Origin of the sequence: Vibrio porteresiae DSM 19223, assembly GCF_024347055.1 — a bacterium.
Classification (GTDB): Bacteria; Pseudomonadota; Gammaproteobacteria; order Enterobacterales; family Vibrionaceae; genus Vibrio; species Vibrio porteresiae.
On record NZ_AP024895.1, the window covers coordinates 2,610,667 to 2,630,395 of the forward strand.

19 protein-coding genes, 1 tRNA gene and 1 riboswitch are annotated in these 19,729 nt (G+C 46.3%); of the genes, 10 read left to right on the top strand and 10 right to left on the bottom strand.

Features of this window, described 5'->3' with window-relative positions:
• Nucleotides 1–165: 165 nt before the first annotated feature.
• The 7 genes from OCV11_RS11925 to moaA form a co-directional block, all read right to left on the bottom strand.
• Nucleotides 166–2,463, bottom strand: a complete 2,298-nt coding sequence (locus OCV11_RS11925) for a zinc/cadmium/mercury/lead-transporting ATPase (RefSeq protein WP_261893073.1) — start codon at nucleotides 2,461–2,463, stop codon at nucleotides 166–168.
• Nucleotides 2,464–2,577: 114 nt separating this feature from the next.
• Nucleotides 2,578–2,994 carry a CBS domain-containing protein gene (locus tag OCV11_RS11930; protein ID WP_261893074.1) on the bottom strand — a complete coding sequence of 139 codons (417 nt, stop codon included), beginning with the start codon at nucleotides 2,992–2,994 and terminating at the stop codon, nucleotides 2,578–2,580.
• Nucleotides 2,995–3,169: 175 nt separating this feature from the next.
• Entirely contained in the window at nucleotides 3,170–3,622 is a 453-nt protein-coding gene (gene moaE, locus OCV11_RS11935; protein WP_261893075.1) for a molybdopterin synthase catalytic subunit MoaE, read from the bottom strand.
• Between the two features lies 1 nt (nucleotide 3,623).
• The gene (gene moaD, locus OCV11_RS11940; RefSeq protein WP_261893076.1) at nucleotides 3,624–3,869 is read right to left on the bottom strand and encodes a molybdopterin synthase sulfur carrier subunit; all 246 of its coding nucleotides are present in this window, start codon (nucleotides 3,867–3,869) and stop codon (nucleotides 3,624–3,626) included.
• The gene (gene moaC / locus OCV11_RS11945; RefSeq protein WP_261893077.1) at nucleotides 3,866–4,345 is read right to left on the bottom strand and encodes a cyclic pyranopterin monophosphate synthase MoaC; all 480 of its coding nucleotides are present in this window, start codon (nucleotides 4,343–4,345) and stop codon (nucleotides 3,866–3,868) included. The genes moaD and moaC overlap by 4 nt, the downstream gene beginning before the upstream one ends.
• A 12-nt stretch (nucleotides 4,346–4,357) precedes the next feature.
• Nucleotides 4,358–4,864: a molybdenum cofactor biosynthesis protein B gene (moaB, locus tag OCV11_RS11950; RefSeq protein WP_261893078.1), complete on the bottom strand. Its 507-nt coding sequence runs from the start codon at nucleotides 4,862–4,864 to the stop codon at nucleotides 4,358–4,360.
• Between the two features lie 106 nt (nucleotides 4,865–4,970).
• Nucleotides 4,971–5,960, bottom strand: a complete 990-nt coding sequence (gene moaA / locus OCV11_RS11955) for a GTP 3',8-cyclase MoaA (protein ID WP_261893079.1) — start codon at nucleotides 5,958–5,960, stop codon at nucleotides 4,971–4,973.
• Nucleotides 5,949–6,087: riboswitch (molybdenum cofactor riboswitch) on the bottom strand. It overlaps the preceding gene by 12 nt.
• 181 nt (nucleotides 6,088–6,268) lie before the next feature.
• On the opposite strand from moaA, the gene OCV11_RS11960 reads away from it, so the two are divergent.
• The gene (locus OCV11_RS11960) at nucleotides 6,269–7,156 is read left to right on the top strand and encodes a YvcK family protein (protein WP_261896291.1); all 888 of its coding nucleotides are present in this window, start codon (nucleotides 6,269–6,271) and stop codon (nucleotides 7,154–7,156) included.
• Here OCV11_RS11960 and luxU read toward each other — a convergent pair.
• The 3 genes from luxU to uvrB form a co-directional block, all read right to left on the bottom strand.
• On the bottom strand, nucleotides 7,148–7,486 hold the full coding sequence (luxU, locus tag OCV11_RS11965; protein WP_261893080.1) for a quorum-sensing phosphorelay protein LuxU: 339 nt from the start codon (nucleotides 7,484–7,486) through the stop codon (nucleotides 7,148–7,150). The two genes, OCV11_RS11960 and luxU, sit on opposite strands and share 9 nt — an antisense overlap.
• Nucleotides 7,487–7,492: 6 nt before the next feature.
• Nucleotides 7,493–8,902, bottom strand: a complete 1,410-nt coding sequence (luxO, locus tag OCV11_RS11970) for a quorum-sensing sigma-54 dependent transcriptional regulator LuxO (RefSeq protein ID WP_261893081.1) — start codon at nucleotides 8,900–8,902, stop codon at nucleotides 7,493–7,495.
• A gap of 280 nt (nucleotides 8,903–9,182) precedes the next feature.
• Nucleotides 9,183–11,213, bottom strand: coding sequence for an excinuclease ABC subunit UvrB (gene uvrB, locus OCV11_RS11975; RefSeq protein WP_261893083.1), 2,031 nt, complete (start codon nucleotides 11,211–11,213; stop codon nucleotides 9,183–9,185).
• 610 nt (nucleotides 11,214–11,823) lie between these two features.
• Between uvrB and OCV11_RS11980 the strand changes: the two genes are divergently transcribed.
• From OCV11_RS11980 to gloA, 9 genes are all read left to right on the top strand, one after another.
• Nucleotides 11,824–11,899: transfer RNA gene (locus OCV11_RS11980), tRNA-Asn, on the top strand.
• A 406-nt stretch (nucleotides 11,900–12,305) separates the two neighbouring features.
• The gene (gene rsxA, locus OCV11_RS11985; protein WP_261893085.1) at nucleotides 12,306–12,887 is read left to right on the top strand and encodes an electron transport complex subunit RsxA; all 582 of its coding nucleotides are present in this window, start codon (nucleotides 12,306–12,308) and stop codon (nucleotides 12,885–12,887) included.
• Nucleotides 12,887–13,474, top strand: coding sequence for an electron transport complex subunit RsxB (gene rsxB / locus OCV11_RS11990; RefSeq protein WP_261893086.1), 588 nt, complete (start codon nucleotides 12,887–12,889; stop codon nucleotides 13,472–13,474). Before rsxA ends, rsxB begins: the two co-directional genes overlap by 1 nt.
• A gap of 8 nt (nucleotides 13,475–13,482) precedes the next feature.
• Nucleotides 13,483–16,104 carry an electron transport complex subunit RsxC gene (rsxC, locus tag OCV11_RS11995; RefSeq protein WP_261893087.1) on the top strand — a complete coding sequence of 874 codons (2,622 nt, stop codon included), beginning with the start codon at nucleotides 13,483–13,485 and terminating at the stop codon, nucleotides 16,102–16,104.
• Entirely contained in the window at nucleotides 16,104–17,150 is a 1,047-nt protein-coding gene (gene rsxD, locus OCV11_RS12000) for an electron transport complex subunit RsxD (RefSeq protein ID WP_261893088.1), read from the top strand. The genes rsxC and rsxD overlap by 1 nt, the downstream gene beginning before the upstream one ends.
• 8 nt (nucleotides 17,151–17,158) lie before the next feature.
• Complete coding sequence (gene rsxG / locus OCV11_RS12005) at nucleotides 17,159–17,788, top strand: electron transport complex subunit RsxG (protein ID WP_261893089.1); 630 nt, start codon at nucleotides 17,159–17,161, stop codon at nucleotides 17,786–17,788.
• A gap of 1 nt (nucleotide 17,789) precedes the next feature.
• Complete coding sequence (locus OCV11_RS12010; protein WP_261893091.1) at nucleotides 17,790–18,485, top strand: electron transport complex subunit E; 696 nt, start codon at nucleotides 17,790–17,792, stop codon at nucleotides 18,483–18,485.
• A gap of 75 nt (nucleotides 18,486–18,560) precedes the next feature.
• The gene (gene nth / locus OCV11_RS12015; RefSeq protein ID WP_261893092.1) at nucleotides 18,561–19,202 is read left to right on the top strand and encodes an endonuclease III; all 642 of its coding nucleotides are present in this window, start codon (nucleotides 18,561–18,563) and stop codon (nucleotides 19,200–19,202) included.
• A gap of 8 nt (nucleotides 19,203–19,210) precedes the next feature.
• Nucleotides 19,211–19,627 carry a lactoylglutathione lyase gene (gene gloA, locus OCV11_RS12020; RefSeq protein ID WP_261893093.1) on the top strand — a complete coding sequence of 139 codons (417 nt, stop codon included), beginning with the start codon at nucleotides 19,211–19,213 and terminating at the stop codon, nucleotides 19,625–19,627.
• The last annotated feature ends 102 nt before the right edge of the window (nucleotides 19,628–19,729 follow it).

The following is a 19,729-nucleotide window of genomic DNA, read 5'->3' on the forward strand; positions in this document are numbered from 1 at the left end:
CCAGACCAATTTTAAAGCCGACGATTATCACAAAATTCACAGTAATAAATTTCACTATTACATTAATATGTGACTTTAATCACAATAAATAAGGGCAAGTGACATAGCCCAGCAAAGAAAAAGGTGCTGATAGCAGCACCTTTCAGTATAGAGCGATTCTAAAAATCAGCTGTGCTTGGGTTTATAACGAAGTAACCGTAACGCATTAAGTGTCACGAGCGCCGTAGCGCCACTGTCGGCCAATACGGCAACCCAAAGCCCCGTAATACCTAGAAGGCTAGTGACGAGAAAGACGGCTTTAAGCCCCAAAGCAATGGTCACATTTTGTTTGATGTTACGCATCGTCGCTCGGGATAACGCAATCATGTTCGGCAACTCAATCAAATGACTGTGGGTGATCGCTGCATCGGCAGTTTCAAGCGCCACATCCGAACCACTCCCCATCGCAATACCAATGTGTGCCTCTTTCATAGCAGGTGCATCGTTAATGCCATCCCCTACCATTGCGACATGGCGCTGCTGTGCTAAAGAGCGAATACAAGTGACTTTATCTTCAGGCAACAGCTGAGCTTGGTAGCTCATTCCTAGTTTACTGGCGATTGCCGCAGCGCTACGCTGGTGATCCCCAGTTAACATCACAGTGTCAACACCGAGGTCTTTTAGCGCGGAAACGGCACCTAGTGCATCATCGCGTAAGGTATCTTGCCAGGCAATGACACCAATAATCACCTCATCCACCGTAACGTACACGGCTGTTTTACCCTCACCCTGCAATCGTTCGATCGATGCCAGGGCTTGCTCTGGCGCATCGGCGAAATGATTTGGCGCGATCAGAGTAATGTGCTGACCATTGACCAATCCAGTCACGCCTTTACCAGCAATCGCACTACGCTGCAGCGCAGGCTCAAAGGCGACACCATCTTGCTTGGCTTTACGAATAACCGCTTGGGCAAGTGGATGGCTTGCGCCAACTTCAACCGCTGCCGCCATCTGTAATACTTGCGCTTCACTCCAAGCATCAAAACCTTTCACATCGGTTACTTGAGGTTTACCTTGGGTCAGCGTTCCTGTTTTGTCCAACGCAACTTGGTCTATATGCGCCAATTTTTCTAATGCCGCACCACCTTTAATCAGCACACCAAACCGAGCTGCCATGGCGAGCCCAGAGGTAATGGCAGCAGGTGTGGAAATCACTAATGCACAAGGACAGGCAATCAACAACATGGCTAAGCCACGATACACCCATGTATCCCATGGCTGAGCAAATAGCAGTGGAGGAATCGTCACCACCAGCAAAGCGACGACCATCATCAAAGGCGTGTACCAACGGCTGAATTTTTCGAGGAAACGTTCGAGCGGAGCTTTGCGCGATTCCGCCTCTTCGATCATATGCAAAATACGATCGATCGCATTTTCCCCTTGGCGCGAAGTCACTTGGATTTGAATCACTTTATCGATGACGACAGAACCTGCTGACAAAGACGCCCCTTGGGTATGCTCAACAGGAATAGACTCACCTGTGAGTGCACTTTCGTCCATACTGGCTAACGCATCCAATAGCTTGCCATCGGCAGGCAAACGCCCACCAGGTGCCACTTCGACGATATCGCCCACCGTCAAAGACGCAATATCCGTTTCAACACGTTGCCCATCGACAATTTTGATCGCTTTTTCAGGCAAGAGTGCCATCAACGCTTGCACACCACTACGCGCTTTTTCTGCGGCAAAGCCTTCAAGTCGTTCACCGATCAAAAAGAGCCACAGCACCATAGCGGCTTCGGCGGTCTCGCCTAAATAGAGCGCACCACATGCTGCGACCGTCATCAAGGTTTCAATGGCGAAAGGTGTACCTGCTTTCGCTAATTTGAATGCCGAGACAGCGATAGGGAAAAGACCAACAAGGCAGGTCAACACATAGAGCCATTGCGCGGCTGATTCTGAACTGAAGCTGACAACAAATGCTGCCAACATGCCAATACCTAAGCCAAGTAATCGCAGATTATCTGACTGTTGATACCAAGGTTTAATCTCATCCGATGAAGGAGATGGTGAGTCGAGAGAAACTATATTAAAACCCGAGCGACCTACCGCCTGTTCGACCGCGTTTTTGGTCTGTTCATCATCATGTTCAACCACCAGTTTTTCAGTGCTAAACACGACTTTGGCTACAACGATATCAGACAACTGCCCAACTGCGTTTTCAATTTTGCGCGCACATGAAGGACAATCCATCCCAACGACACGCCAACTAGAGCGATATTTACCTTCTCGCCGAGCAGGTTCTCCATCATCGCCACCACCGCCTTCCGGTGAATGAGCATCCAGTGCCAATGCACCTTGCACCGCACTGCCCGATGCTGGACGAATAGAGAGAATTTTAGGAGAGGAATGACAGCAAGATTCCTGAGATTTAACAGGTTTTGCACTGCGAGTAGAGCAACAATCAGTATGTTTGGTACACATAAATAAGACTCCTTATCAATTACATTACCAAGCATACACTTTGGAGTTAACTCTAAGGTCAAGCAGTTTTTTACTGCCCTAGAAAAAGGAAAGGGGCTTACGCCCCCGACACCTTTAGACTGGATGTTTAAAACAGCTCACCAGATTTTTTTCTACCGCTTTAAGCACTTCTGTGCGTGAAATCAGTCCTACCAGTTTTTGGTTATCCACCACCGGATACACTTTAGGCTTACCCACTTGCATCAAATCCGCAAGCTCGATGATACTCATATCAGGCGATACCGTAAGCACTTCTCGGTGCATACAATCCCCCACCACATGAGAGTCCTGACAGTAGTAACTGGCCTTCATCAATTTATCCAATAGATCCTGCTCGGAAATGAAGCCAATCACATGCTCCTGATTATCAATCACTGGGCCACCTGGTCTATTGGCTTTTAACAGCTTGGTCAAAGCAGCAGTCAGCGGCATGTCGGGGGTAAACGTAACAGGCTGATACGTCATATAATCTTTTACTTGTATTGAGTCCATAGCAAATCGCCTCCTTAGCGAGCAACCGACCGTTGCGGTTACTGTAAGTGTTGACCAGTTTTAGCGTTTTGCTAAATGGGAATCATCAATCAGTGTGATAGTTTTTACCAATAAAAAGGCTGAGTTATTCACTCAACCTATATAAATCAAGATCATCCACGCAAACTAAAGATGATTATTTCCAACGTTCAGCAGCTTGTTGATCGCATTCTCGCGACTCTATCCAGCGATTTTCATTGGCAGTGCGCTCTTTCTTCCAAAATGGAGCCTGAGTTTTCAGGTAATCCATAATGAATTCGCAAGCAGCAAAGGAAGCGCTACGGTGGGCACTCGTTACGCCGACCATTACAATTTGGTCACCTAGGTCCATATCACCGACACGATGGATAATACAAACACGAAGCAGTGGCCAACGCTTCGCCGCTTGATGGGCAATATCGGTTAACGATTTTTCTGTCATGCCTGGGTAGTGTTCTAGATGTAACCCTTGCACTTCGTCACCCAAATTCATATCGCGCACTTTACCAACAAAGGTCACGATTGCGCCTGCGTCGGTGCCTTGCGCCAATGCTGCATACTCATCCGCTAAGGAGAAGTCCTGCTCTTGGACCGATACTTTCAGTTCCATATTAACCTCCGGTTACCGGTGGGAAAAACGCGACTTCATCCCCTTCACACAAGCTATGGGTCATCGGGACAATCGATTGATTCACCGCTGCGAGCAACTTACCTGACTCCATCGCCAAAGACCATTTACCTGGCTGCAATGACAAATGTGCCCGCAAATCATCTACGGTCGCAAACTGGTTGTCGAGCTCGAGGCTATCGCAGCCCACAAGCTCTCGAGTTTGTGCAAAAAAGAGCACCTTAATCATGCATCCACCTTAAAGTGACCTGATTTACCACCGGTTTTCTCTAACAAGCGCACTTGTTCGATCACCATGTCTTTTTGCACCGCTTTACACATATCATAGATAGTTAGCGCAGCTACCGAAGCAGCCGTTAACGCTTCCATCTCAACGCCAGTTTTACCTGCAAGCTTGCATACGGACTCAATACGTACTTTGTTTTCAGCCGTGATCGCTTCTAAATGCACTTCAACTTTAGACAGCAACAGCGGATGGCAAAGCGGAATCAGATCCCAAGTTTTCTTAGCGGCTTGAATACCCGCAATACGCGCAGTCGCGAATACATCACCTTTGTGGTGCTGACCAGAAACAATCATATTTAAGGTTTCTGGAGCCATACGCACAAAAGCTTCTGCTCTGGCTTCTCGTACCGTTTCAGCTTTCGCAGACACGTCGACCATGTTGGCTTCACCAGAGGCGTTGATATGAGTAAATTGGTTCATCTCATGCTCCTATTACAGGTGAGGCATGAAGTTACATGGACGATGAGTCGCATCCAACTGATCTTTAATAATTTTCGTCCAGCCAGTGCGGCAAGCGCTGGTAGAACCTGGCATGCCAAAAATCACCGTGTGGTTAGCAAATCCAGCAACCGCACGAGATTGAATAGTCGATGTTCCAATCTCTTCATAAGAGATCATACGGAACAACTCACCAAAACCTTCAACTTCTTTATCAAACAAAGGCTTAATTGCTTCAGGTGTGCTATCACGTGAGGTAAAACCTGTCCCGCCAGTGATCAAAACGACTTGCACATTTTCATCCGCAATCCACTGTGAAATAACAGCGCGAATTTGATAAATGTCATCGATCACGATTTTTTTGTCTGCAAGATGGTGACCTGCGTCTTTTAGCTGCTCAACAAAGTATTGGCCAGAAGTATCGTTCTCTTCAGTACGAGTATCAGAAACAGTTAGAACGGCGATGTTTGCCGGTTGAAATTCACTTGCTGCGTGACCCATAAGTTCACCTTCAATTATCAGATTTATTCCACGGTACTTGTGCCATTTGGCAAAAGCATCAATTCTTTGCTCGCCCTTTGACCTTTGGGATTAGCGTAAATAACGCTTAACCACCAATTGAGGCTAAATGCGGCGTCATGCCAGTATTCCCGTCGTGCAAGAAGTGGCTAACAGACTTAGTTTGTAAATGTGATTGGATACGTTGAATCAAAGCTGGCTCTTGTTCATCCGCTTGCATCAGGTCACGTAACTCAACGCCCTCTTCACCAAACAGACAGAGATGTAACTTGCCAGTCGCCGAGATGCGCAGGCGATTACAGCTCTCACAAAAGTGCTTCTCATAAGGCATGATTAAGCCAATTTCGCCCTGATAATCTGCATGCACAAAGACTTGGGCAGGACCATCATTACGACCACGAGCTTTAAGAATCCAGCCGTTCGCAATCAGAGTGTTACGAATCGATGTACCAGAAACATGGTGTCGGTTGAAGAGATCATCCATTTCACCCGTTTGCATCAATTCAATAAAACGCAATTGGATTGGACGGTGTTTTATCCATTGCAGAAATTGAGGCAGCTCTTGATGATTGAGATTTTTCATCAAGACAACATTCACTTTGACCTGGTCGTAACCCACTTCAAATGCACGTTCAATTCCTGCCATCACCTGATGAAAACGGTTTTGACCTGTGATTTGATGAAACATACGTGGGTCAAGACTATCTAAACTCACATTAATATGAGTTAAACCTGCGTCACGCCACTCACCAACCAGCTTTTCCATTCGGTAGCCATTGGTGGTGGTTGCCACTTTTTCGATCCCAGGCGTCTGCGCCACGACATTAATGATGTCGGTAAAATCTTTGCGCAACGTCGGCTCACCGCCAGTAATACGGACTTTAGACGTACCACAATCGGCAAACGCATGCACGACACGCTTGATCTCAGGCAGAGTTATAAAGGATGAGTTACGCTGGCCCGAAGGACGATATCCATCAGGAAGACAGTAAGTACATTTAAAGTTACAGACATCTGTAACAGACAAACGCAAGTAATAGAACTTACGTTCGAATCGATCTTGAAATTGTTGCGCCACGAAACACCTTTCCAAACACGGGAGGCACCATCATTTCTCATCGTGCCCTCGTGGCATTATTGCCACTGGCTTCAGCACCGTATCCACGTTTAGACTTAGGTGATGAAGCTCGGAGTTATGGCAACTGGTTGCATTACATGAACTGTTCTACAATCAGCAGCTGGAGGCTAAAATACTTAAAAATTGTATGTCTTTCCACCCCTTAATCAAAAAAAAGATCGCTCCTACCTCACTTTTTTGGCAAAGCCATACCGCTTGTTAAAGAAATGACCTACATTGTGCTCACCTTCGTTAACCAAGCAGAATCAATGACCTTACATCATAGTCACAAAGTCGTCGCCATTGGTGGTGGCCATGGTCTTGGCCGAGTGTTAGCGGCACTGAAAAGTTTTGGCGACAACGCCACTGGAATCGTCACCACCACAGATAATGGCGGTTCAACAGGACGTATTCGTGATTGCCAAGGTGGGATCGCATGGGGCGATACCCGCAACTGCATTAATCAATTAATTACCGAACCCTCGATCAGTTCGATGATGTTTGAATACCGTTTCAAAGGGTCTGGTGAGCTCAATGGGCATAATTTGGGGAATCTGATGCTGACCGCTTTAGATAACCTATCGGTACGCCCCTTGGACGCGATCAACCTGATCCGTAATATGTTGAAAGTCGACGTACGCATTGTGCCAATGTCAGAGCATCCGTCTGATCTAACGGCTCTTTCTCGTGATGGTGTGCGTGTGACTGGCGAGACCAACGTCGACGAAATGGAAGGCGATCTCATCCGTTTAGATCTCGAACCTGAAGTACCAGCGACAAAAGAGGCAACTCAAGCGATATTGGAAGCCGATGCAATTATCTTGGGACCAGGAAGTTTTCTTACCAGCTTAATGCCACCGCTATTGCTCCCTGAGATAGCCAATGCCATTGCGACCAATCAAAATGCTAAGCTGATTTTTATCGAAAATCTCTCTCCAGAATTTGGCCCTGCAGGGCGAATGTCTCTACAGCAGAAACTGGAATGGTGTGAGCGATCATGTCACGCGCGCAAAATTGATGTGGTATTGGGAGAGAAAGCGCACCCAGAACTGGATACGCTTTGGAATTGTGTCACTCAAGAATTGGCTTCGCCAAATCGCGCTTGGCGCCACGATCGCATGAAACTGCAAAAGGCGATTGAAGACCAGTTAAGGTAATAGTTGCTGATAACGCGCGAACGTTGCTTTCAACAGTTCCATCATCCGCTCGGCTTCGGTATTCACTTCGAACTCCAAGCCGAGTTTGACCATTCCATCGATTTCTACCGCTTTAGCACACAGTCGATCTGCCCCAAAACTTGCCGCACTGCTTTTTAACGCATGACTGATCTCTTTGAGATACTCATACTGTTCAGCTCCACTAATTTGGCTAAGCTGCTGCTCGTAACTGGTCAATTCACCAAGAAAAATTTCCAACAACACAGGCACGTTCTCTTGACCAATTTCCTGCGCTAAACCATCGATTTTACCTTGATTTAAAAAGTCCATAAGCGATTATTTTTCCTTCTCTTTTTCTTTTTCGTTCCAACTTTGCAACTTACGATAAATGGTAGATGGGCTCACATCCAAATACCCAGCTGCTTTAGGAATATTGCCTTCACAAGCTTCAATGGCTTTTTCGATGGCTTGTTTTTCAGTTAACCACAAAGGGAAAATGTCATGCACTGACACCGGACCACGCTCATTGCTTTCGGTCACTACCTCAGCACGAGGTTCAATTGGGCGGTTTAATGGCGGTGGTAACATATTGAGGGTAATTTCACGTCCTTCGTTGAGCACAACGACGTTACGCAACACGTTTTGCAACTGGCGTACGTTACCTGGCCATCCATAGTGTTTAAAACGCTCTACCACTTCAGCATGCAGACGAACAAAACCTTTACCCTCTTCTTTTGACATAAAGCCCAGCAGTGAGTAAGCGATTTCAATCACATCATCACCACGTTCGCGCAGTGGTGGCAAATGCAATGGGATGACGTACAAACGGTAATACAAGTCCTCACGAAAACGACCTTCCTGTACCTCTTTCCAAGGATCACGGTTCGTTGCACAGACAAAGCGGACATCGACGCTCTTCATTTTGGACGAACCTACTTTTTGGAAGGTACCTGTTTGGATAAAGCGTAATAATTTGGTTTGTAGATCCAAATCCATTTCACACAATTCATCCAAGAACAACGTGCCACCATCTGCGGCTTCGGCTGCCCCTTGGCGATCCGTTGCTGCGCCAGTAAACGCCCCTTTCACGTGACCAAACAGCTCACTTTCGATCAAATCTTTCGGGATTGCAGCACAGTTAATCGCAATAAACGGTTTATCACCACGTTTACTCGCCGCATGAATAGCTTCAGCACATACCTCTTTACCCGTACCACTTTCACCAGTGATAAAAATACTCGCCTTACTGGTTGCTGCTGAGTCAATCGTGCGATACACCGCCTGCATAGTCTGACTACTACCGATAAAACCTTGATAATTTTGGTTACCAGGGTCATCAGTTTCATTTTTTAATTTGCTTGCCTTGCGAATGGCATTATTGACCGTGACACGCAAGCGGTCCGCTTCGCAGGGTTTAATGAGGAAATCTTGTGCACCATGACGCATTGCTTCCACAGCAGTATCAATCGAACCGTGTGCTGTCATGAACACGACAGGGACATCAGGATGCTTGAGTTTCACTGCGTGCAATACATCCATACCAGTCATATCTGGTAAACGCAGATCAAGTAGAATCAGATCCGGCTCTCGTTGAGCAATACTTTCGATGGCCTCTCGTCCGGTCCCAACTACCTTGATATCAATTTCCAAAGGCAATAGATAGGAACGGTATAGCGCCGCCACCGACGCGGTATCCTCAACCATGAGCAGATATTTTGCTTTTTGAGTTGGGTATTCTAATTGCATAACCTAGCCGTTACTGTTTTATTTGCATTTTGCTCATAATAATCGCATTAGGGATTGCATTTTGCAAATCGCAATTCCAATTTTGACCGATTATCGCAATGTCGTCACATTTTTTAATGATTTAAAGTTGGCATAGGATATGCATTATTAATATCGACCCGCAAGGGTCACCTAGCCAACTGACGTTGTTAGTGAATTCAATATTCACAGAATTACAGCCAATAGAGATAATTTCTATTGGCTATTTTTTTATCTTAAAAACGTCGTTTAGACACAAAGTCTAACTGTTAATAATGAATTTTGTACGTAGCGCTTCAATTTGATCGCGAATTTGCGCAGCTAGTTCAAATTCTAGATCTTGGGCGTGTTTGTACATCTTCGCTTCTAACTTGTGAATTTCTTTGTCCAGCTGCTGTGGCGTTAATGTGTCATAGCTTCCAGAAGGTTCTGCGACCTTGTTCAAAGGCACCAATTTTTGAGATTTTTGTTGTCGTGACTTCGTCACATCGCCCAGTTCCATAATGTCTTTCACATTACGTTTTAGCGCCTGAGGGACAATACCCATTTTTTCATTATAGGCTTGCTGCTTTTCACGACGACGATTGGTCTCATCCATCGCTTTGCTCATCGATTTCGTGATCCTGTCTGCGTATAGGATTGCTTTGCCTTTAATGTTACGTGCAGCACGTCCAATAGTCTGAATCAACGAACGCTCAGAACGTAAGAAACCTTCTTTATCGGCATCCAAAATGGCGACTAAGGAGACTTCTGGCATATCCAGACCTTCACGTAACAAGTTGATGCCGACCAACACATCAAATTCACCTAAACGTAAATCGCGGATGATCTCAACTCGCTCTACCGTGTCTATATCTGAGTGTAAATATCGCACCTTAACGTCATGTTCATGCAGGTATTCTGTCAAATCTTCAGCCATGCGCTTAGTTAATGTCGTCACTAATACACGTTCATCTTGCGCTGCGCGCAAACGAATTTCAGAGAGTAAGTCATCAACCTGAGTCGCGACAGGACGCACTTCCAATATTGGGTCAAGCAAGCCGGTAGGACGCACCACTTGATCCACAATATCTTCGCCCGATTTTTCCAATTCGTAATTACCTGGCGTCGCAGAGACAAAAATAGTCTGTGGTGCCAACGCTTCAAACTCATCGAACTTCAAAGGACGGTTATCCAGCGCTGATGGTAAACGAAATCCATACTCTACCAGCGTTTCCTTACGCGAACGGTCGCCTTTAAACATTGCCCCGATTTGGGGCACAGTCACGTGCGATTCGTCGATAACTAACAAGCCATCGTGAGGTAAATAATCAAACAGTGTTGGCGGCGGCTCCCCCTCAGCGCGCCCACTCAGATAACGCGAGTAGTTTTCGATCCCGGAACAAAAACCGAGTTCGTTCATCATTTCAATATCGAATTGGGTACGCTGACTAATGCGTTGCTCTTCTAATAATTTATTGTTGTCCAATAAATATTGCTTACGCGCCTGTAGCTCCACTTTGATATTTTCTATCGCTTCTAGAATCCGATCACGGGGGGTAACGTAGTGTGTTTTCGGATAAATAGTATAACGCGGCAAATCACGCTGTTTAACGACACCAGTCAGTGGGTCAAACACACTGATACAATCCACTTCATCGTCAAACATCTCAACACGTACCGCATCTTGTTCAGATTCTGCAGGGAAAATATCGATGACCTCCCCTCGCACCCGAAACTGACCGCGCTCGAAGCCAATATCATTACGCGAATACTGAAGTTCAGCTAATCGTCTTAACATATCACGCTGCTCAAGCACATCACCACGGCGCAAGTGCAACATCATTTTTAAATAAGAATCAGGGTCACCCAAACCATAAATAGCCGACACAGAAGCAACGATAATTGCGTCTTTTCGTTCCAGTAACGCTTTGGTCGCTGACAAACGCATCTGTTCAATGTGGGCGTTTACTGAAGCATCTTTTTCAATAAAAGTGTCTGTCGTCGGAACGTAGGCTTCTGGTTGGTAGTAATCGTAGTAAGAGACGAAATACTCAACAGCATTGTTGGGAAAGAAACTTTTCATCTCACCGTAGAGCTGTGCGGCAAGGGTTTTATTGGGAGCAAGTAATATCGTTGGACGTTGAGCTTGGGCAATCACATTCGCTAACGTAAAGGTTTTACCGGATCCAGTCACACCAAGTAAGGTTTGATGAGCTAAGCCCGCATCTAAACCTTCTAACAGTGATTGAATCGCTGTAGGTTGATCACCAGATGGCTGATAGTCAGAGACCAACTCAAACGCTTTATTCATTCTTCCTTCACTCTCTTTCTATTCTCTTATCACTATATTGTCGCTGTTAGTCGAAGCGCATGGCAAGTTGTTCTTTGTCTGCTGCATGCTAAACATAGTGTTTCACTCCATAGACGCCACGATAAATCGCTCTCCCAAAAGAACGCAGCAGTGAGCAGAAAAACATACCAATATGGGTAGATTAATAAAAATAACTCTGTTATTATCCGTGCCCCTGTCAGGATCCCCTCCTTAAATAGCACGTAAAATAATCCACGGTTTTTCCCCAGTTTTTCTAAAAATGACATTTCCATAACATTTACGATCAATTTCTTTTATCTGAAAAATTATTGTTATTAAGTCAATTTTAAAAAATAAAAACAATAAGTTAATCACAAAAACACTCCCATTTGTATAATTATCCACAAGACACTTTTTAGCCAAAATCTAATTACCCAGAAACAATTAACATGGTTATCCACAATTTTAGTGGATAAGTAAACCTAGCTCAGATGGGATAAGGTCTGCAGAAAAGTAAAGCGTTTATTTGCGAAAAAACTTTAATTTTTTCAACAGCAACAGGTTGACATGGTGGTGAGGGATCGTTAACATCCGCACCGCACTAAGCAATTCCCCCTTAGTTCAGTCGGTAGAACGGCGGACTGTTAATCCGTATGTCGCAAGTTCAAGTCTTGCAGGGGGAGCCAAATTCCAGAAAAAGCCCAATCGAAAGATTGGGCTTTTTCCATTTTTAATCTCTGGTGATTATCAAAACTCCGCATGCGGCATCACTTCAGTTGTGCTATTGAGCTTTCGTTGTCATCTAGTTTCATTTTCATCTAGTGTGTTACTTGGCTGCACTCTCGCTTCAACACCGTACCCCACCGAACCAACTAAAGACCTACTGTTTATGCAACCGTCTCTCAGTTGCAACATATGAATAAGATGTATGAATCTTGTTTTTTACTTTCGCAATTTTTCTATATATCAACAATTTTGACTGGTTTTGCGTATACTTTTTATTCTGCTATCTAAAACCTTAGCTTTCCTTGGTTGTTATTGGTTAGACAAAACTGGATAATGCTGGGATCGGAATAACACTCTTAAATAACTATGACCGAATATGTGTTGTTGTTAATCGGTACCGTACTGGTTAACAACTTTGTACTGGTAAAATTCTTGGGCTTATGCCCTTTCATGGGCGTGTCGAAAAAGCTGGAAACAGCGATTGGTATGGGGTTGGCAACCACGTTTGTCTTAACTCTCGCCTCCGTGTGTTCGTATTTAGTAGAAACCTACATTCTCCAACCTCTGGGGATCGAGTACTTACGCACGATGAGCTTCATTTTAGTCATCGCTGTTGTTGTGCAATTTACTGAAATGGTTGTGCACAAAACAAGTCCGACTCTCTATCGTCTGCTTGGTATTTTCTTACCGCTGATCACCACCAACTGCGCGGTGTTAGGCGTTGCGTTATTGAACGTCAACGAAAACCACAACTTCATCGAATCGATCATCTACGGATTCGGTGCCGCCGTCGGCTTCTCTTTAGTATTGATTTTGTTTGCGTCGATGCGTGAACGAATCAACGTTGCCGATGTGCCAGCACCTTTTAAAGGTGCCTCCATTGCTATGATCACTGCCGGTTTGATGTCGTTAGCCTTTATGGGCTTTACCGGGTTGGTGAAATTGTAATGAATACCATCTTAATTGCTGTCATCGCCCTCGCCGTTCTCGCCGCGATATTTGGGGCGATTCTCGGTTTTGCATCCGTACGCTTCAAAGTTGAAGCCGATCCTATCGTTGATCAGATCGACGCGATTTTGCCGCAAACTCAATGTGGTCAGTGTGGCTACCCTGGTTGTCGTCCATACGCAGAGGCGATAGCCAATGGCGATGCGATCAATAAATGCCCTCCAGGTGGACAAGCGACCATTGAAAAACTCGCCGACCTTATGGGCGTTGAAGTGCAAGAATCAGCACACGATCTTTCAGAGAATGTTAAAAAAGTCGCCTTTATTCATGAAGATATGTGTATTGGCTGCACTAAATGCATTCAAGCCTGCCCAGTTGACGCCATCGTGGGTGGGACAAAAGCGGTACACACTGTCATTAAAGATGAGTGTACTGGCTGTGATTTATGCGTAGCGCCTTGCCCAACCGATTGTATCGAGATGGTTCCTATTTCTGTTACGACAGATAGTTGGAAATGGCAGTTAAACGCTATTCCTGTTGTTAATGTTACCGACACTGAGCAACACGCTCAGAAAAGCGTGAAGTAAGGGCTGGTATGTTGTCATTAATCGAACAGATCAAATCCGGTAAACTCTGGGACTTTCCTGGTGGTATTCATCCGCCAGAGAACAAGACTCAATCAACTCGAGAAACCTTGGTACAAGCCAAAATTCCTCACGAATTGATTTTGCCAATTAAACAGCATATTGGTAAAGCAGGTGACCTACTTGTTGAACCCGGCACTTACGTACTCAAAGGTCAACCACTGACCAAATGCAATACCGCATTTACCGTGCCCGTGCATGCGCCAACGTCAGGCACAGTGGTTGCTATCGAACCACGTACCGTCGCTCACCCATCAGGTTTAACTGAACCTTGTATCATCATCGCGCCTGATTTCGCAGATACATGGTGTGAACGCCAACCGATGCCAGATTTTACTCAAGCATCGCCAGAAGATTTGATTGAAAAAGTCCGCCAAGCGGGCATTTCCGGCATGGGTGGTGCTGGCTTCCCAACAGCACGTAAGATCGAATCCGGTCAATCCAAAATAGAGATGTTGGTAGTAAACGCAGCAGAGTGTGAACCTTACATCACTGCCGATGACATGCTGATGCGCGAACACGCAGACGAAATCATTGCTGGCATCAAGGTCGTCGAACATATTCTGGCGCCCAAAATCACCATCATTGGTATTGAAGACAATAAGCCACAAGCAATTGCTGCCTTACAACAAGCGGCTGAACATGAAGAAAACATCGTCATTCGCGTAGTACCAACCAAGTATCCTTCTGGTGGCGCTAAACAGCTGATCAAGATTCTCACTAACTTGGAAGTGCCAAGTGGTGGTCGCTCGACCGATATCGGCCAGATGGTGCTCAACGTGGGGACTATTCAAGCGATCAAACGCGCGGTGATTGACGATGAACCCTTGATTCGTCGTGTCGTGACCTTAACCGGGAAAGCATTTAAGCGCCAACGTAACGTTTGGGCACTGCTGGGTACGCCAATTCAATCGCTATTGGACGAGTTTGGTTACAAAGCCGATAAAAAAATGCCACGCCTGATTATGGGTGGTCCGCTTATGGGCTTCACTTTGCCCCATGCACAAGTGCCAATCACCAAAATCGCTAACTGTATTTTGGCTCCGACACGTCGAGAAATCGCGCCGGCGCGCCCTGAACTCTCTTGCATTCGTTGTAGTGCTTGTGCCGATGCCTGCCCGGTCTCCTTGCTACCACAGCAATTGTATTGGCATGCAAAAGCCGAAGAGTACGACAAATGTGAAGAGCTGAATCTAAAAGAGTGTATTGAATGCGGTGCTTGTGCCTACGTTTGTCCAAGCGATATTCCACTCGTTCAATACTATCGCCAAGCGAAAGCCGAAATTCGTTCCCGTCGTATCGAAGCAGATGCGGCAGAAAGGGCTAAACAGCGTTTTGAAGAGAAAAAAGCTCGCCTCGAACGCGAAAAAGAGGAACGCGAAAATCGCTTCAAGAAAGCGGCGGAAAATCGCCGCACTGAAATGACCCAAACGGGTGGCGGTGACGCCATTGCCGCAGCCATTGCACGCGTGCAAGCACAAAAAGCACAACCGGCATCAGAAGCAGCAGTGAAACCTGCCGTTGCCGCCGCGATCGCAAAAGCCAAAGCGAGACAAGCAGAAGCGATGCAAACCGGCGCACAAGAGCCTGATAACAGTGAAATGGCAAAATTGCGTGAAGAGCGTAAGCGCCAAGCAAGAGAGCGAAAAGCACAAAAGGCAGCTGAAGAGGCAACAAACGCGGGTGATAGCAATCCAGCCGACGATAAGAAAGCATCTGTAGCCGCAGCGATTGCTCGCGCTAAAGCGCGTAAAGCCGCGCAGGAAGCTGAAGTACCAGCTGAAACCAGCGCAGACGTTGCACCAGCTCAAGCAGAACCCGAAGCGGCCGATCCGAAAAAAGCGGCCGTAGCGGCAGCGATTGCTCGTGCTAAAGCGCGTAAAGCCGCGCAGGAAACTGACGCTCCCGCTGAAACCAGCACAGATGTTGCGCCAGCTCAAGCTGAACCCGAAGCAGTTGATCCGAAAAAGGCGGCCGTGGCTGCTGCAATTGCTCGCGCTAAAGCACGTAAAGCCGCGCAGGAAACGCAAGCTCCAGTTGAAACCAACGCAGATGTTGCACCAGCACAAGCGGAACCCGAAACGGTCGATCCGAAAAAAGCGGCCGTAGCGGCAGCGATTGCTCGTGCTAAAGCGCGTAAAGCCGCGCAGGAAGCTGAAGTACCAGCTGAAACCAGCGCAGACGTTGCACCAGCTCAAGCAGAACCCGAAGCGGCCGATCCGAAAAAAGCGGCCGTAGCGGCAGCGATTGCTCGCGCTAAAGCACGTAAAGCCGCGCAGGAAACGCAAGCTCCAGTTGAAACCAACGCAGATGTTGCACCAGCACAAGCGGAACCCGAAACGGTCGATCCGAAAAAAGCGGCTGTAGCGGCAGCAATTGCTCGCGCTAAAGCACGTAAAGCCGCGCAGGAAGCTGAAGCCCCAGCAGAAACCAGCGCAGACGTTGCACCAGCACAAGCGGAACCCGAAGCCGTCGATCCGAAAAAAGCGGCCGTAGCGGCAGCAATTGCTCGCGCTAAAGCACGTAAAGCCGCACAAGAACAACAAAATAATCCAACTGAGGAGAACGACTAGTGGCCTTTTTTATTGCTAGTTCGCCGCATACCCATGTCAAGCGTCGCACCGCTGATATCATGAAATGGGTCGCGCTATGCGCCCTACCTGGTCTTGGTGTGCAAACCTACTTCTTCGGTTATGGCACACTGATTCAAGTGATCTTTGGTACTTTAGTCGCTTTAGCAATTGAAGCAATTGTGATGAAGTTACGCCATCGTTCTATTGCCGGTTCATTGGGTGATTTTAGCGCACTCGTGACTGCGTGGTTATTGGCAGTTGCGATTCCACCGCTTTCTCCATGGTGGGTCATTTTTATCGGTTTATTGTTTGCGGTATTAATTAGTAAGCAGCTATATGGTGGTTTGGGACAAAATCCATTTAACCCTGCGATGGTGGGTTATGTGGTACTCCTTATCTCATTCCCAGTACAAATGACCAGTTGGATGTCGCCTACTCAATTGGCGCCAGATAGTGTCTCATTTAGCGACTCGTTCTCTCTGATTTTTACTGGTTTTTCTGTCGACGGACTCTCGCTACAACAGATACGTACTGGCATCGACGGCATTACTATGGCTACGCCATTAGACGCAATCAAAACTTCGATCAAAGCAGGTCATAGCATGACCCAAGCGATTAACCAGCCGCAATTTAGCCATTTGGCGGGCATTGGTTGGGAATGGGTTAACATTGCTTATCTTCTCGGTGGTTTGATTTTACTGCGTTTACGCATTATTAACTGGCACATTCCAGCCGCTTTCTTAGGTGGGGTACTTGTGACAAGTATCATCGCAACTCTAGCAACACATGGCACAACGGCGTCACCGCTAATTCATCTATTATCTGGTGCCACTATGCTAGGAGCTTTCTTTATCGCGACCGATCCAGTCACCGCTTCCACGACCAATAAAGGTCGCCTGATTTACGGTGCATTTATCGGTGCCATGGTCGTCATCATTCGTAGCTGGGGTGGCTTCCCTGATGGCGTCGCATTTGCTGTATTGCTCGCTAATATGTGCGTACCAATGATTGATTACTACACCAAACCAAGAACTTACGGGCACTAAGGACATTCATGTTAAAAGCTATTCGCAAAAACGGTCTGACCCTCGCAGTCTTCGCCTGTCTTTCTACGGGAGTGGTTGCGTTAACTAACTTCCTGACATCGAGTCAAATTAAAGAGCAGGAAAAGGCTCAGCTTTTGTCTATTTTGAACCAAGTTATTCCACCAGCAATTCATGATAATGAACTAGCCAACACATGTACTTATGTGACCGCGCCAGAGCTGGGAACAACAGATTCCATGCCAGCTTACATTGCAACGCTCCAGGGTAAACCAACGGGTATCGCCATCGAATCGATTGCACCTGATGGCTACAGTGGCGCCATAAAAATCATTGTGGGTATGAATGCAGAAGGCGTTATCACCGGCACTCGAGTGCTCGCTCATCAAGAAACCCCAGGGCTTGGTGATAAGATCGATCTTCGCATAAGTAATTGGATCTTAAGCTTTACTGGCAAACAAGTAACACCAGAAAATTTAGATACATGGAAAGTGCGTAAAGATGGAGGCCAATTCGACCAATTTACTGGCGCTACCATTACCCCTCGCGCGGTGGTCAAAGCGGTTAAAAATACGGTACAGTATGTCAATGAACACCGAGATGAACTGTTTAGCCAAGCGCAGCACTGTGAGGTGAAATAAGATGAGTGACAATAAAATCTTAATGAAAAATGGGATGTGGGATAATAACCCTGCCCTTGTTCAGTTACTCGGATTATGCCCTCTCCTTGCGGTGTCATCGACGATTACCAACGCACTGGGCTTAGGCCTAGCCACCCTGTTGGTATTGGTGAGCTCTAACGTGACCATCTCTTTGGTGCGTGAATATGTGCCCAAAGATGTGCGTATTCCCGTCTTCGTCATGATCATTGCTGGACTGGTTACTTGCGTACAATTATTAATGAATGCTTATGCTTACGGGCTTTACCTTTCTCTTGGTATTTTCATTCCGTTGATCGTAACCAACTGTATCATCATTGGTCGTGCTGAAGCATTCGCTTCAAAAAATGATGTATTGCCGTCCGCTTTAGATGGCTTCTGGATGGGCTTAGGTATGACATCAGTACTTGCTGTACTCGGTGCATTACGTGAAATCATCGGTAAAGGCACTCTATTTGATGGCGCGGATCTCTTACTTGGTAGCTGGGCCAAGGTATTACGCATTGAAGTGTTCCACTTCGATAGCAGCTTTTTACTTGCTCTGCTCCCGCCAGGTGCCTTCTTTGGTGTCGGTTTTCTAATTGCCGCTAAAAATGTGCTCGATAAAAAATTGGCTGAACGCCAACCAAAAACAGAAAAGCCTGCCATTGAACGGGCTCGCGTTACTAACGCGCAATAACGATGACAATAATGACGAATTTGACCTCGCTCATGTATGTGAGTGAGCGTCAAACGCACTGGAAGCAGCCTCAAAATGAACAACACAATACGCAGAGAAATTCTCGAGCGATTGCGGGAAAATAATCCCCATCCGCAAACAGAACTTAACTGGTCAACACCATTTGAACTGTTGATCGCCGTACTACTCTCAGCTCAAGCAACTGACGTTAGCGTTAATAAAGCCACTGACAAGCTTTATCCCATTGCGAACACACCGCAGGCACTGCTCGATCTCGGTGTCGATGGGGTTAAAGAGTACATTAAAACCATTGGTCTATTTAATTCGAAAGCTGAGAACGTTATCAAGACTTGCCGCATATTAATTGAAAAGCATGGCGGTGAAGTACCTGAGAATCGTGAAGCCCTCGAAGCCTTGCCAGGTGTTGGTCGTAAAACCGCCAACGTCGTATTGAATACGGCGTTTGGTTGGCCCACTATCGCAGTAGATACGCACATTTTTCGCGTGTCCAATCGCACTAAATTTGCTGTGGGTAAAAACGTTGATGAAGTGGAACAAAAGCTACTGAAAGTGGTTCCCGCTGAGTTTAAGGTCGATGTACACCACTGGTTAATCTTACACGGTCGCTATACTTGCATCGCGCGTAAACCACGCTGCGGAAGTTGCATCATAGAGGACCTTTGTGAATATAAAGAAAAAGTCTACCCTGAAAATTAGGAGCAATTATGTCTAACAGCCGAATTCTTCACACCATGTTGCGCGTTGGCAACCTAGATACGTCGATTGCCTTTTATACCGACATCATGGGTATGAAACTATTGCGTAAAAGCGAAAACACCGAATACAAATACACCTTGGCTTTCGTTGGTTACAGCGATGAGTCTGAAGGTGCCGTTATCGAATTAACTTACAACTGGGGCGTTGAAAGCTACGACCTAGGCAACGCATTTGGTCATATTGCGATCGGCGTAGACGACATCTACACCACTTGTGATGCAATTAAAGCAGCAGGCGGTAACGTGACTCGTGAACCTGGTCCAGTCAAAGGTGGCACAACGCATATCGCCTTTGTTGAAGATCCTGATGGTTACAAAATTGAACTGATTCAAAACTCACAAGCAAGTTCAGCGCTCAAAGGCTAATTAGCTGGTCAACGTAATATAACGGATCAAAAAACCGCTATTTTTTAGCGGTTTTTTTATTCTCTTTTGCAGCACGAAATTCACCACAATGATATTTACATG